The sequence below is a fragment of the Haladaptatus sp. HS23 genome, from assembly GCF_056892285.1.
In genome coordinates this window covers 13469-28067 of record NZ_JBXGLH010000014.1, presented here as the reverse complement: position 1 = coordinate 28067, position 14599 = coordinate 13469, and the positions used below count along the sequence as shown (strand labels likewise).

Annotated in this window: 13 protein-coding genes and 1 pseudogene; 8 read left to right on the top strand and 6 right to left on the bottom strand. The window is 51.1% G+C overall.

Annotated features, from left to right (window positions below; genetic code table 11):
• Positions 1-69: 69 nt before the first annotated feature.
• Positions 70-1005 carry an ImmA/IrrE family metallo-endopeptidase gene (locus AC1XDK_RS25500; RefSeq protein WP_483352834.1) on the top strand — a complete coding sequence of 312 codons (936 nt, stop codon included), beginning with the start codon at positions 70-72 and terminating at the stop codon, positions 1003-1005.
• Positions 1006-1521: 516 nt separating this feature from the next.
• A pseudogene (locus AC1XDK_RS25495) lies at positions 1522-1617 on the top strand (DNA-binding protein); the annotation flags it as partial.
• Between the two features lie 264 nt (positions 1618-1881).
• On the opposite strand, the gene AC1XDK_RS25490 reads toward AC1XDK_RS25495, so the two are convergent.
• Complete coding sequence (locus AC1XDK_RS25490) at positions 1882-2280, bottom strand: sacsin N-terminal ATP-binding-like domain-containing protein (RefSeq protein WP_483352833.1); 399 nt, start codon at positions 2278-2280, stop codon at positions 1882-1884.
• A gap of 602 nt (positions 2281-2882) precedes the next feature.
• Here AC1XDK_RS25490 and AC1XDK_RS25485 point away from each other — a divergent pair.
• The 5 genes from AC1XDK_RS25485 (at position 2883) to AC1XDK_RS25465 (ending at position 8874) form a co-directional block, all read left to right on the top strand.
• Positions 2883-4190: a Cdc6/Cdc18 family protein gene (locus AC1XDK_RS25485; protein WP_483352832.1), complete on the top strand. Its 1308-nt coding sequence runs from the start codon at positions 2883-2885 to the stop codon at positions 4188-4190.
• A gap of 197 nt (positions 4191-4387) precedes the next feature.
• Positions 4388-4714: a DUF6788 family protein gene (locus AC1XDK_RS25480; protein WP_483352831.1), complete on the top strand. Its 327-nt coding sequence runs from the start codon at positions 4388-4390 to the stop codon at positions 4712-4714.
• An 858-nt stretch (positions 4715-5572) separates the two neighbouring features.
• Positions 5573-6898: an orc1/cdc6 family replication initiation protein gene (locus AC1XDK_RS25475; RefSeq protein ID WP_483352830.1), complete on the top strand. Its 1326-nt coding sequence runs from the start codon at positions 5573-5575 to the stop codon at positions 6896-6898.
• A gap of 637 nt (positions 6899-7535) precedes the next feature.
• Positions 7536-8408 (top strand): ParA family protein, encoded by an 873-nt coding sequence (locus tag AC1XDK_RS25470; RefSeq protein WP_483352829.1) that lies wholly within the window; start codon positions 7536-7538, stop codon positions 8406-8408.
• Positions 8401-8874 (top strand): DUF7970 domain-containing protein, encoded by a 474-nt coding sequence (locus tag AC1XDK_RS25465; protein ID WP_483352828.1) that lies wholly within the window; start codon positions 8401-8403, stop codon positions 8872-8874. Before AC1XDK_RS25470 ends, AC1XDK_RS25465 begins: the two co-directional genes overlap by 8 nt.
• Before the next feature lie 115 nt (positions 8875-8989).
• Here the strand turns inward: AC1XDK_RS25465 and AC1XDK_RS25460 are convergent, their stop codons facing one another.
• The 4 genes from AC1XDK_RS25460 to AC1XDK_RS25445 form a co-directional block, all read right to left on the bottom strand.
• Complete coding sequence (locus AC1XDK_RS25460) at positions 8990-9388, bottom strand: HEPN domain-containing protein (RefSeq protein WP_483352827.1); 399 nt, start codon at positions 9386-9388, stop codon at positions 8990-8992.
• On the bottom strand, positions 9381-9746 hold the full coding sequence (locus AC1XDK_RS25455; RefSeq protein ID WP_483352826.1) for a nucleotidyltransferase domain-containing protein: 366 nt from the start codon (positions 9744-9746) through the stop codon (positions 9381-9383). Before AC1XDK_RS25455 ends, AC1XDK_RS25460 begins: the two co-directional genes overlap by 8 nt.
• Positions 9747-9865: 119 nt before the next feature.
• The gene (locus tag AC1XDK_RS25450; RefSeq protein WP_483352825.1) at positions 9866-11695 is read right to left on the bottom strand and encodes an MBL fold metallo-hydrolase; all 1830 of its coding nucleotides are present in this window, start codon (positions 11693-11695) and stop codon (positions 9866-9868) included.
• Entirely contained in the window at positions 11692-12579 is an 888-nt protein-coding gene (locus tag AC1XDK_RS25445) for a hypothetical protein (protein WP_483352824.1), read from the bottom strand. The genes AC1XDK_RS25450 and AC1XDK_RS25445 overlap by 4 nt, the downstream gene beginning before the upstream one ends.
• A gap of 214 nt (positions 12580-12793) precedes the next feature.
• On the opposite strand from AC1XDK_RS25445, the gene AC1XDK_RS25440 reads away from it, so the two are divergent.
• On the top strand, positions 12794-12934 hold the full coding sequence (locus tag AC1XDK_RS25440) for a hypothetical protein (RefSeq protein ID WP_483352823.1): 141 nt from the start codon (positions 12794-12796) through the stop codon (positions 12932-12934).
• 341 nt (positions 12935-13275) lie between these two features.
• Here AC1XDK_RS25440 and AC1XDK_RS25435 read toward each other — a convergent pair whose 3' ends face one another.
• Positions 13276-14340 carry an inorganic phosphate transporter gene (locus AC1XDK_RS25435; RefSeq protein ID WP_483352822.1) on the bottom strand — a complete coding sequence of 355 codons (1065 nt, stop codon included), beginning with the start codon at positions 14338-14340 and terminating at the stop codon, positions 13276-13278.
• Positions 14341-14599: the final 259 nt, after the last annotated feature.

Here is a 14599-nt window from a genome sequence, read left to right as displayed (position 1 = left end):
CGGACACAGCAGTTTTTTGGCCCCGAAAGGGTGCGGGGCAGTCCGAAGTGGAGTGCCCAGTACGAACTCATGGCGACGAGTGACTTCTCAGCGGTGTCGTTCGACGAGTACGACACCCGACGTGACGAGATGCACAGCACGATCGAACACTGGATTGACGATCTCACCGCTTTGACTGACGAGGCAAAAGCGAGTCAGCAATTCCAGGAGTGGCTAGATGTCCAGTCCAAATTCCATGACTACTCCCATCGGAACACGCTCTTGATCACGCTTCAATGTCCAAACGCGACGAAGGTCGCTGGGTACAACACGTGGCGATCTGAGTTCGAACGCCACGTGAAGGAAGGCGAGAACGGAATCTGGATCTGGGCACCCATCATCACGAAGCAGTGTCCCGAATGTGAGAATTCACCCACCTACCACGAGCAAAGCGACTGTGAATATGATGAGACACCACCTGAAGCGTGGTCGAAAGGACTCGTCGGATTCAAACCCACAGCTGTTTTCGATGTGTCTCAGACGGAGGGTGAACCGCTTCCCGAATTGGAAACCGCAGCAACGGGCAATGCTGAAAATCTCGTGCCCACCCTCCAAGATGCAGCCGATGAGCTCAATGTGACGGTTCGTATCGTCGACGCTGATGACTGGAAACACGGCAAGGCGAAGGGGATCTGTAAGCAGCGGAGTCTGTACGACCTCCAGCCAATTGTGGAAGCAAAAGATCGTGCAAATCAGGCGGATCTCGCTGTGACGCTGATCCACGAATACGCGCACGCACTGCTTCACTTCGATGTTGAGGATAAGTGTGAGCGATCGAAACGCGAAGTTGAGGCAGAAGCTGTCGCGTACATCGTTGGTCGATACGTTGGGTTGGACACGAGTGGCTCAGCATTCTACCTCGCAGCATGGCAGGACGATGATGCAGATGCGATTCAAGATCGGCTTGGACGAATCCGGACGACGGCAGCGACAATTATCGAGATAGTCGAACAGAGAAGGGAGTGAGTTTGGACCCGTCGAATTCGAGTACTGAATGTGACCTTGCCATCGACGCATCCTTGCTATTCAGGCCGGTAATCCGTCAGCCGGATCTTTCCTTCGACTTCGTAGATGTGGCCCCGTATGTAGAGTCGTTCGATGATATCTTCGGCAGCAGGCTGCTCGAGCTCCTCACGATCTTTGAGGGTTGCGTACGCTTGTTCGTACGTGAGTTCTCCGTCACTCGGCAGTGCGTTTGCGAGTGTCTCGAGCGATTCTTGCGCAAGTGGTGTGAGTGGCGATCGCCGATTCGAAATCATCGATACAACCAAAGACAGGAACTACCGATGTAAAGCCTTGGGACAAAATGGCACCACTCGCCTCATTAGTGGTTTAATGAGGTAAGGGATATACACGACGTGGCGGGATGGGAAGGGGCACAGGAGCCACGGCGCATACTGGGGGACGAGCTGTGAATCCGGTGTGTTGCAAGGAGGGGATTCAGGGAGGGTCGGAGTACAGGCAGAAATTGGAAAGGTGTCAGCTGCGAAGAACTGGAACAGTAGGCGCGTCTCGGTGGCTCTGATCGGCTGGACCACGATCCATTTTCCCGAGCGGGGACGGTGGTGGGAAGCGTAACTAGCGTACACGGCCTTCTTTTTGCGTGCTGGACCGACCCAGACCCCACCTCCCCACCCTCCGCTCCGTGCTCACCTTCGTTGCGCGCGCAGCCGCAACCTCGGAGACAAGATCGGGCCTGCTTTGAGAGACAGTAATTACTTGAATTCTACCTCGGTCCGATTGTCAAACAGCACGGGTTCAGTATCGAGAGGATCTGCCACTCCGCCAATCAGACAATCGAAACAGTACATTGCTGTAAGCGTCTCTCCGTGAACACCTTCCTCAAAGAACCCTCCTTCTTGAGCAGCCTGTTGCTCGGCCCACTGCCCCTCCGTCATTGTGACCGATAGTGGCTTCATCACCGGCGTGGTCACCTTTTGTGGTCTGCGTGAGCGTCGTGATCGCGTCCAAGTCTGCAGCATCAAACGGCCGGCCGGTATTGGCGACGAGTAGACAGCCTCTGCGCAGTTCGAACCGAATCTCGCGTGACTCGTCACTGCTATCCGGCATCTCGTCGTCCGCATTCTGCAGGAGTTCGAACACGAATCGTCGACTGTAGTCTGCACTGTCTGCCGCCTCCAGTTTGAAATCCTTACTCACTAACGGCGGCTCGTTCGCATACGTTCCTAACTTCGTCTCTCGAATGTCCTGCAGGCTGTGGATAGCCCGTTGTTCCGTCATTATCTTTATTCAAACACGTCACACGCATAATGCTTGAGGAACCGTCAAACCGACACCCAAGGGTGCTCTCTCCGAGTACAAACCGAAGAAGGTGTAATCTCGCGCCAAATAAGGGAATCACCACCGAATTCTCGGGTTACCGTTTGTAGAGATTGTAGATTTTTCTCGATTGTATAGACGTTTTGCTCGGGTAACAAAGCCCCCTCTCACACAGCAGTTTTCCGGAGTTATCCACACGAAAGCGAGGAAGAAACAGACGGTCGTATTTCTCTAACAGCGGTTTTCCGGAGTTAATCGCCAGACATAACGACTTTCGCTTCGACTCAAGATACTGCTACTATTACTATCTATTATAACTGTATTGGTAGTAGTAGTAATCGCCGCTATAATTTCACAGTAAAAGTCGCAGACGTGGTTGTGTCTGACAGCGGTTTTCCTGAGTTTAGTGTCTCTAATTAGACTAGTGTTTATAAGTGATTTAGAGACTACCTCGTGATTGCTCCTTATCGACAAAGAACGGGAACTCAGGAAATCCGCTGTGTGAGAGGGGTGAAAATCACCTAACTCAGGAAACTCAGGAAACTCGGGAAAGTTTGATGTAGGTGCATACATCAATACATACTCACATGGATGATATTGATTCAATCTTCGCCGATGATGTTGAGCTGATCAAGAACGCCGATGTGCTCGAAGAAGACTACACACCCGAGCAAATCATTTGTCGAGACGATGTCCTCGACCAGTACACCAGCGTTTTCAAACCGATTTACAAAGGACGCCCTCCACAGAACGCTTTCTTGTACGGTGATACAGGTGTCGGAAAGACCGCTGCGACGAAATATCTTCGAGAAAATCTTGAGCACGATATTGAACGGAAGAACGAACAACTTCCCGAAGGTGAGCAAACCACTCTCAACGTCATCTGGATTAACTGCGAGAATTTCACCACGGGCGACCACAAAACCTCATCATATCAGGTCGCCGTTGGGATCGTGAACCGACTTCGCGATACGGGCAACCGAATCACGGGGACTGGATACGCTCCCCAGGACGTCTATGACATTATGTACGAGGAACTGGATACGCTCGATGGAACCGTCCTCGTGATTTTAGACGAAGTCGACAAAATCGGGAACGACGATACCCTTCTCTACGAACTCCCTCGCTCCCGAGACATTGGTTACGTCGAAAACGTCCGGGTTGGTGTCATCGGTATCAGTAACGATTACACGTTCCGAAAGAACCTCTCTCCGAAGGTGAAAGACAGCCTGTGTGAAACTGAAATCAAATTCCCTGCATACGATGCTCAAGAACTCGGTGAGATTCTTAGTGCTCGTGCGGAACTCGCTCTCTACGATAACGCCTACAATCAGGAGACGATTACTTTGTGTTCCGCACTCGCCTATCAAGAGGCGTCAGGAAGTGCTCGGCGGGCAATTCGACTCCTCCGGCGATCGGCAGAAATCGCCGAGGAGAATGGATCCGAGCAGATCGAGGAGGGTCATATTCGACAGGCCGACAAGGATTTGGAGTATGGAAATATCGTTGAATCGATAGTTGACCAAGACGATGAAAAACTCTATATTCTCAAAGCACTCGCCCTGCTCGATACTGCAGGACTTACGCCAGCTCGCACACGCACCATTCACTCTGCGTACGCCCGAGTGGTTCGTGCTTACAACAATGAGAGTGGGAAGGATCCGCTCACCCAACGTGGAATGTTCAACCATCTCTCTAAGTTAGTGATGTTCGGCTTTGTGAATACGATCGACCACAACAAGGGTGTGGGTGGCGGGCAGTGGAACGAACACGAGTTCAGCGATGACGTCGATCCGCAGAAGATACGGGATGCCTTCGAGGATCGCGACCTTCAGTGGCTGAATATCGATGTTCGTGGCATCAAAGACTAACTCAGGAAAACCGCTGTGTGGGTGCACTATTACTCCCTCGATTATCTTCTCAAATCTGCCTATGTTCGCTTCCAAGTTGTAATGAACGAATTCTCGACAAATTCAGTACTGAGATGAGTAGTGTCTTGGTTCTCGTCACTGTTTAACCAACAATACTAAGAGCAAGGCATCTGTGTTGGTTAATAGAATTACGCCCGATGTCCTATTCGCCACCCACTCCACCACAGGACCTCCCAACCGATCTCGTCAATACACTCAATGGTTGCTCACCGGATCTCCTCCGTCATGTCACCCAATATGCCGAGGAACTGGCTGAGTATCGCGAGCGCGAAAAGCGGCTGAACGAGCAAGAGGAGGACGAAGACCACAGCGAGAAACAGCCGGCGGATCTTCCTGACGATGTCCCCTCAAAAGCCACTATCACGGTGAAAGAAATCAACGATAACCGCTACTACTACTGGCAGTGGCGGGAGGGAGAGCGTATCAAATCAAAATACAAAGGGCCAGTTAATTCGGACGAGTAGGTGAATAGACGCACCCCTATCGACTTGTTCACCGAAACCACCGCATACGGAGAGTCACCTCTATCGATTTGTTCATTGGAGAGGAATCCAGGGGCGGCTACTATAGCGTCAATGAAGAGAAAATGCCGAAATTGAGAATAGCAGCTCTCCAGACGTGATAGGCGAATATATCCTGACGGTGATCCACAGGACCACACTCACACCCCTATCGATTTGTTCTGGTGAAAAAGGCGGAGGGAGGAGGTCAATTACAGGGAATCCACGAGAGGATAGCTTACCAGAAATCGTCCTTTGATAACCTCGGCATTTATATATCCAAATAGTACCGTATTCGGCTGACTGCAGGCATATGGAACAAATCGATAGAGGTGAGACGATAGGAATAGAACCTGGAAAACAGAAGAGGCGACAAACAGCTGCACGTCCCTGTTCTCTGTCTTGCGATTCTATTGGACCCTCTTTTAAGTAGCCGTTTGTCGGGAAATGGGCAGAGGGGACATAATTAGAACAAATCGATAGAGGTGTGTTCTTCTAGCTAGCTCTAGACTAGTACTAGAAAGAAAAGAAGAAAATAAAGAAGATGATTCTCAGTTCTGTGCTAATCGTGCCGTAGATGCAACGTCGGTCCATTCGAGGATTCGACCACCCTCCCCTCCTTTGTGGTTAGAACAAATCGATAGGGGTGAGAGGGTGTCCTGAACTTATCGTGAATCGATCCAGGCGAAGACTCTTTAACAAATCGTCGGAGGTCAAGGAAGGCAGTAGTGTAACCTCCCGATATCCTGTTTCTGAGCGTCATACCGGCAGAAAAGAAATCGACAGGGGAAACTTTTAGTATCCTGATAGAGTGGGTCAAGTATGCCCACAGACCCTGGTCCCGAGGAAACCCCTCAGTCTACGGGTTCTATCAAAGATCTCATCCTCGAGCAGGAGGAAGCTGCGAGTCTCATCAAGAACCGTTCCCTGCTCGAACCGAACGAGATCGTCGATGAGGAACGGATTGTCGGCCGTGATACCCAGCTTACCGATATCACTCAGCACCTTCGCGTCGCGATTAGTAACGAGCGGCCACCGAACCTCTTCCTCTATGGACCGTCTGGGACCGGGAAATCGCTCATCATCAATGCCGTCTGCCAGAACATCGTTGAACTCTGCGAAAGTCGGGATATCCGGTTCGGCGTCATCCAGATGAACTGCCAGAACGTGGGGACCCTCGGTGCAGCTGTTTACGAGCTTGCCCGAAAGGTGGCAAGCGACATCGGAACGACTGTCGACGTTCCAGAACACGGCATTCCAACCAAGAAAAAATGGCGCGAACTCTACCGTCTTATTAACGAACACTACGATACGGTCGTGGTCATCCTGGATGAACTCGATATGCTCGTCGGTCGTCGCGATAAGGATGAGCCAGCCTTTTCCCGGCTTCTCTATCAGCTCTCTCGTGCCGGAAGCACCGATGAAATCAGCGCTCAGGTCTCCGTGACCGCCATTACTAACGATACGAAAATGATGGAGAGTGTCGGTAGTCGTGCTCTCAGTTCATTTACCCCCGAGGATGTCCACTTCAGCGACTACGACGCCAACCAGCTCCGGGAAATCCTCCAGGCCCGTGAAGATGCTTTTCACGAGGATGCACTCAGTGACGACGCCATTCCGCTCGCAGCAGCATTCGCCGCACAAACCAATGGGGACGCACGGAAGGCGATCGATCTGATGCGAACAGCGGGGTCGATTGCAGAAAAAACAGGTGCCGACAAAGTCCTGGAAGAACACGTTCGAGAAGCCCAAGATAAGGTTGAACAGAACCGCGTCTTAGAGGTAACCCGTGGGATTAGCACGCAGAAGAAGCTCTGTCTCTTCGCGACTGCGGCTGTGGCACGTGAAACTGGAACTGGTGCAGCGAAAAGCCCGATTGGGTACCGAGTGTATCAGTATCTTACGGGCACTCTCGGTTCGGATCAGTATCACCAAGAGACGTACGTGAATAAGATGAAGGAACTCACGACGTATTCGTTGGTCGAGACAGAGCGGAAGAGCCAAGGGCCACACTCGGGCAGCTACCTCGAGTTCACGTTTGGTGAAAACCCGGAGACCATCCTCGAAACACTCCGGGAAGATTCGCGTCTAGACGACGTCCATGATGACGAGCTCCGTTCTATTGTGAACGCACAGCTCAAGCAGTAACCTGTTCTTCGAACAAATCGATAAGGGTGTGGTTGTCATCGATGACTCAGCTCCACCGCTGACAAGAACAAGTCGATAGGGGTGTGTCTATCCGGTTTGGTGGACTTTCACACAACAAATCGATAGAGGTGACCCTCCGGGATCTCGAGCCTCCGATATTCTAGGAGAGCAGTCGCAACCGAATGGATTTTATGAACCATTTACAATACCCACACAATCTGAACAGCATACAAAATCTATATTATGTACATTGTGTAGATTTCGTCGAAACTGTAGGATGAGTTTGTTGTGGACGTTGTGTACAAAATGTGTTGTTTGTCTGTCTATCTGGGAATTCTTCGTAATTCACGCTATCCGGGCAACACCAATAATTCACATTATGCAGATTGTGTGAATCGCCCTGAGAATGAAACCTGTCTCTGTTGTACAGGTTGCGTACAGAATTTAGATTTTGTACGCAATCTATATGATGTGCCAACTCCGTCTGACGCAGAATTAAGGCAGATGAACCACATTGAGCATGTATGAGCGCAACAAAACGTACATTACCCGTGATATCTACACCACATCCAAAACTAACACAATGTAGGATATCTACAAAATGTACAAAATCCTCTTCTCGTGGGAGTGCTGACCGATGAGTACTGGAGAGTTCGAGGGGCTCCCCGGCGTAGCGGTCTCGCTCCTGAAGGGGGGTGTAGGAAAGTCGACGATCGCGCTCAATATCGCTGATCGCCTCGCTGCCCGAGGTCATGAGACGGCTCTGATCGATCTCGATAAGGATGGGCATATGACGACCCAGTTGGGCTATGACGATGCGTACGACCGGGAAGCAAACCTCGGCGATGCACTTATTGACGGTGAAGATCCTCGCGAGTTGCTGATTGAGACGGAATTCGGCGTGAGCCTCCTTCCGTCGAGTGACGAATTGGAGAACGTGGAGACGAGATTGAAGGACGAACGGTTCGCGGACGTGAAGCTCCGGCGGAATGTCGTCGAACCGCTCATTGAGAACGGGTTTGATTATGTTGTCATCGATGCCGCGGGTGGCCGAGGCAAGCTTTCTGACAACGCGCTCATCGCTGTCCAAAGTGTGATTGTCCCCCTCATTCCGCGGGCGGGTTCGATCAATGGACTGAACAAGATGATCGGCCGTCAGATCTCTCCTATCCGAGAGAACATCGGCTTGGACATCCTCGCCGTCACGCCAAACATGATCCGAGAAACAATGGGGCAGCACAATGAGCATCGCACACTCGTCGAGAATCTCAATCGGGAATTTGGATCATTCGTTCCCGAGTATGCACGGATCGATCCAGAAATCTTCGATGCACTCGATGACCCGGCGCGGAGCGTCGATGACATCCCGAAGCCTGGAATCCGCGAACGGACGGCTATTTCTCGGGCCTTCAAGCAAGGAATGCCGGTTTCGGCATTCGACGAGGACTGCGATCAGATTCCGAAGTTCGACCACTTGGCGGATCTCGTGGAGGATCACACCCATGCCTAATGAAGACGACCAGTTCGGCGACATCGCTGCACAGCTCAAACAAACAGAAGCAGGGGAAGAAGCGGCCGACGATGAAGATGTCGCTCCAGAAGCAAACATCCAATCTCGTGCCGAGGAGAGTGAACAGGAAGTGGATGATGAGTCTGAATCAACGCAGAACCCGGGTAACTCGGATAAGGATGAACCGGCTTTTTCCTTTGATGAGACCGATATGCATGGATTCTATGTCCGTGATGAGACGTGGGATGGCGTTACTCGAATGCGGTCGTCAGTGATGGCTGCCTGCTCGATGTTCGATGTTTCTGAGTTCGAAGGGCGGGAGTTTCAAGATGCGTGCCTACAGGTCGTTGCAAACCACGGTGACGAGGTTGCTCTCCAGATCCTTGGCGAGCGGGATATCGAAGCGGATGAGGAGCGGGTTCAGGAAGTCATCGAGATGCTGAGCGGTCGAGCCGAAACTGACTAATTCGGCCGTTCAAACATCATCTCCGCTATCTCTGTAATCTACATTCGGTGGGTTATGTGCATAATGTGAGCTATGTAACTGTCGAACTCGTCAATGCGAACGTCGTCTGACCTCGTTAGCTGGTGGTGGTACAAAGAGCTTCCATCTCGGAGACAAGCTGTTGGGTTCGTGAATGGAGTGCGTTGACATCCTCATCGAGTTCGTCATAGCCATAGTCGGCTTGCTGCCGAAGCTCGGAGAGTTGACTGAAGAATCGACCATCCCGCCGTTCAGCGTCCCCAGCAGCAATGATTTCCGACCCGAACAAGGAGAGCACACCGCCGTGAGACGTGGGCTCGAACCCGCGGTCGTAGAGGGCCGCTTGAACGGAATGGAATGCGGCGTAGTAGAGACGGTTAATCACCGCGGCGTCTGAGAGCCCGGCTTCTTGTGCTTTTGTAGCATCGTTGAGTGCCTGTCGCGCCTGCTGGAGCTCCTGTTCAACGGTGGGATCCGTGTCGTTGGCGTCAGGCATACGAACGCCCCTCGGTGACGACGTTACGGATGAACGGGTTCCCCTCTCGTTGGTGGCGATCGAACGTGGTTTCGGAGAGAATGTGGAGTTCGACGGCGGGGCCGTATTCGATTATCACGTCGAGGGCGATATCACGAAGTGAGTCGGCGATGGCGTCGCGGTCAGTATCGTTAGCGAGAACGATGAGAACGTCGACGTCACTTGCGCGTCCGTGGGTTTCCCCTCGAACAGTCGAGCCGAAGACGTACAGCTCAGCGATTTCGTCGCTGTGCTGGGACCGTGCCCGGTCAACAAACGCCTCCGCTGCATTGGCATGGGCATCGGCCGGCAGCGGTTCGTGCGCAGTCTCCTTCCCCATATGGTCGGATACGGGTTTCAGGGTGATTTATATTTCCCCTTTCGCATCGTGCAGAGCGCAACGGGTCCTGACGAGGTCGTCCTCCCATCCGACAAAAATTAAGAAATAATTACTGCCCTTTAGTCATCTGCTTGTATTGGTTGATCTCTATTTTCGAGTTCATCACGTACAATACGCCGAATATCTTGTTCACTCCACCCATCATCGAGTCGTGCCGAAGCCACATCGGCTGACATCGACGACAATAGCTCGTAGATATGCTCAAACTGCTCTGAAATCGACTCATACGACTCGTCTTGGCTATTCTCTTGCGTTAGCGCCGGAGTATCTACTGTAATGCCTTGAGTCACTGGTATCGGTGTCAACAGTCGACTCCGCGTTACCGTCTCAGCACTCTCAACGTTATCGATGAGATGATTCGCAAACCGCTCCTGTGCATAGCTTGGTCCGTGAATCAATGAAATTGCAGACGGATTCACATCCCTGACAAAGGATAGTAGTCCGTGTTGTGCCGCATGGGCACTCAACCCATCAACTGGAGTCACCCATTCGGTCGGAATCATCGCTCGTATAACCATCCCATTATCAGCTTGTGCCCACACAACATTCCCGTCGTTTTCGGGCCAATCTGTCCCGAAAGGCTCTGTATCCATTATCATCGTTGCTGACGCCTCTTCGGCTTTAATCGCGTTGTGGAGCTTTCGTCCGCCTGTTCCTTTCGCTTGATATCCTGTAAGGAAGACGTTTGCACTCTCGTATCGTGCAGCAAATTCGGCGAGATACCGTGGTGAGTGGCCACCAGTGAGCATCCCACTAGGAGAGATGATCAATGGAATATTCTCACCAGTCTCCGGGTCGAAGTTGTCGAGAATCCGTTTCCGATCGCTATCCGAGTTCGGCATCACGGTATTCTCTGGAAGGAAGGGTTGGCGGTCCTGTGCGTTTTCTACCCTGTTTGGAATCGATTCATCGAAGTAAGTGGTATCTTGAGTATGCGCGTGGTACAGGTTTGTTGCCTCTTGTGCCATGCCATCCACTACAAGGACGATTTCGTCTTGGATATGGCTCGGCAGTGTGTGAAGCCGTTCTTTGAACAATAGCAGCAACGTTTGTGCCCTTCCAACGCTGAACGTTGGAATCAATACTGGCTCACGGTTCTTTAACCCACGTTCTACCGCATTATAGACGGATGTCCGTGCATCCTTCATCGACGTGTGGCTATGTTTCTCGCCGTATGTCGATTCAACCAGTAACAGGTCGGCTTCCGGTGGTGGATCGATCGCTGGTAAATGTGTGCTTCTGCCGCCAACGTCGCCGCTGAACACCACACGATATCCATTGGTTTCGAATGAAAGCCATGCACTCCCCAGGAGGTGAGCTGCATTCCCCATTGTGAATCGCAATGGGTCTATCTCTGAGACATGAGTATAGTCCGCTGCACGTCCAGACTCATAGTCTACGGGAGTAAATCTCTCGTAGACGCGACGAATATCTTCTTCGGCGAAGTGTTGTTCCCTTCCGGGACGCTGTGCCTCTCGACGATGAATCTTCAGCGAGTCCTCAAGAAGCGTCTGTGCGATTTGAGCGGTCGGACGTGTCGCCACGATAGTTGCGTCTTCATCGAGTAATCCTCGATTCTCGAGAACGGGAAGTGCTCCACAGTGGTCGATGTGTGCATGCGTTAGAAACACGCCATCAATTTGCTCCTTTTGCAGCCCACGGAAATCTGGAAATTGCCCACCCGTTCCCTGGTTCAACCCTGCATCGATAAGCAGTGTACTATGTTCGGTTTCCAGTTGGTAGCAGCTCCGGCCGACTTCCATACCACCACCGCGGGGGACTACGACCATTGGTGTGTTCTTGTCTACTGTCACCTCTGCGTGCTCGAGAGGGCAGAATTCATCATCTATGTCTGCAGGCAACCATGGCATCTCTGGGTCATAGTTCACGATTGCAACACCTCTTTCGCGTGGAAAACAGTGTGTTCTCGTTCCTCTCCTGCGAACTTCACCGTCAACACGAGATCCCCAGTTTCCTCACTGATTGATGGGATGAGTTCTTCAAGCGAGTCCAATACGAGGCTCAAAGGACGGTTTCGGTCACCAGCGACGTTCAATTCGTCAAGTTGGTACACTGCAGGAGTCAAGCTAAGATCGTTGTTCTTTTCCGCATCTGTTTCTGTATAATACTGCGCTCGACCACCCGAGACGCTCGTTGTCCGCCCATGGCGAGAGGGTTTTGCCTGCACCTGTTTAATACGCGTCAATCGTGTTGGTGTTCGTGTTTCTCCAGGGAGTGCTTCCTCAATACTATCTCGTACATCAGTCGCAGACAGTGACCGTTCTTTCGCAAACCTCACCATCGCCATTTCTCCGTTGCGTTCATACAGATCGGGCTTCGCGACCAAATCTCCGGTCGATGAATCTGTGGTCAAGAAGTGACTCGGTATCTGAACGACATCGAGTTCTTGGAGCGCCAATGTCTCGGTGTTGACTATGGGGTATTCTTCTTCGAGATGTGCGAGTTCTTCGGTGAGTTTCTCACGAAATTCAGTTTCCGACCATGCAATGGTCTTATCAGGAACTCGCTCCGCAGGATTATCGAAGTAGACTGTTTGTTCTGGAATGTAGGGTGCGGTCGGTTGATGAACATTCACAGGAAACGACGGCGATTGATACGTACTATCTGTAGTATCGGCACCTCGTGCTCGAGGGAGACCGAGCTTGAGGCGCATTGGGAACACGTTCGACGGCAGTGTATCCAATACAGACAGTGGATCATGATCGGTGAGTAATGCGGCTTGTGTTGATGCTGTCGCAAGTTGACTTGCCATATGTCTGTGGACACTCTTCTGCGAAATATGGTGAATCTCGATAATTCGTCTGCAATTCGCATCGAGTATTATTCGCAATTTCCGACGTAGATATTACAAACTTTTCCATCCCCGAAACTATTTTTGGATAAGGACAAGATTGAGACCAATTGTATATGACTTCCTAGGAGTAATAGCTCTCACTTTTCCCACTGTGTTTGCGAGGTAGAAAAAAGTGGGAGTACAGTTCTGGCGTGATTACGGTTCACTTTCGGGCGTTAATTACGACAGTGTAATCCTGGCGGGAATCACCATGGAGAAACGGGAGACGATTGGACGGTCATCGTCCGAGGAGACGAGCGAGAAAGCCGCGTGAATCGTCCTCTCTGTCCGAGGGGTTTCGCACTTTTAATTTTCCTTGAGCCTCGTTATATCGCGCCTTTGCACTGTCCCGCTCCTCACGCACCCGCCCAAGATCACGCTCCAACTGTTCAACCTGTGCCTCTAATCGAATCTTCTCCTCACAATCTTCACGAAGCTCGTCGATCACTTGGGGAATTCACTCGTTCAGGATAAAAAAGAGGTAATCAGTCTAATACGATTGTGGTGAACCTTGACCTACAGTGGTTTCATATCGGTTCTCACCGAAATTTCTCTGCCAGGAAATCGGATTCGATGGTTTAGTTCGATCGCAGTTCGCAAAAATCTCGAATCTTCTCACACAGTGAGTAGCCCAATCATTACTGCCGCTTTAAAACAGATAAACGACAGTACGGATGCGACAACTGGTGAGAGAAACCATGTCGTTACAACGTGTCGGGTTGTTTCTTCGCTAAAGAGATCTCCTGGATTCTCATATTTCGACGAGCCACCATCGGATTGAGGTTTACTTGTTGATCGAAGTTGGTGCATGAGATCAACATGGCGAGATGCCCGACCCCATCCCAATCCAATAACGCATGTGATCGCTGTAATCGCTAAACTGGCTGGAATACCTGCCCAACTAAGCAGCGTGATGATCGTTGCAGCGATGATTTCGACGATAAGGGCCCCTTCCAAGGAGAGAACTGTCAGTTCATTGCCGACGGTTTCCATCGTCTTTGGACCAATCAGAAACGCACCAATGGCCATCGTCCCAGCTCCGAGTATAATTCCAGGCGTCATATCGAGAACGCCTGCGCCGACGAGTGGTGCAATTGCGTTTGCGACGTTTGACGCACCTGCAGAGAAGCCCATGTAACATGCGATCCCAATAACGGCCACTTTTCCTGCAATCGACCGTCCGCCTTCACCTTCAAGGTCGAGTCGTTCCTCGATTTGAGGGTAGAAGTAGCGCCCGATAACAGCAGCAACCCAAAACGCGACAACAGGCGAAATAAGCCACCACGTCACAACGCTCGCAACGGTATGCCAGTTGAGCACGCCAAATGCCGCACCCATACCTGCAACAGCTCCGACTGCCGTCTCGCTCGTGCTCACTGAAACTTCACGCAAGTTTCCGAGCAAGATGCCAAAGCCAGTAAAAAGGAGAACACCAATTGCCGCTGGCAGCGTGAAATACTGACTTGGCACGAACCCGTGCCCAAGCGTATCGACCACATGCCGTCCGACGACAAAACCTCCAATCACGACGAAAATAGACATAAGTGCTGCAGCTTTTCGTGGAGAAAGAACGCCGCTTCCGACTGAGGGACCAAACGATTCACCAATTGATGAACCGCCTGTATTGATGCCAGCAAAGGCAGAAACGAGTAATCCAATCCCGAGAAGTGCACTAATCATTGATTTGTCTCTCCCTTATCTTGCAGTAGCGATTTATTCATTACTCCTTGTGGTGGTTTCTCCTAATACATAAATATTCTTCTCCAACTATCAGAAGACGTTCTGACAAGGTAATTGAAATGCACTTAGACACCACTGTATAACTTATGGACGGTTTATTTTTAATTTATAATGGACGATTCCTCGTCAGCGCACCACTAGATTAGTGAAAATCAATAAATATCCTGGAAAAGTCGTCAAATGATCACCTATTCAGAAA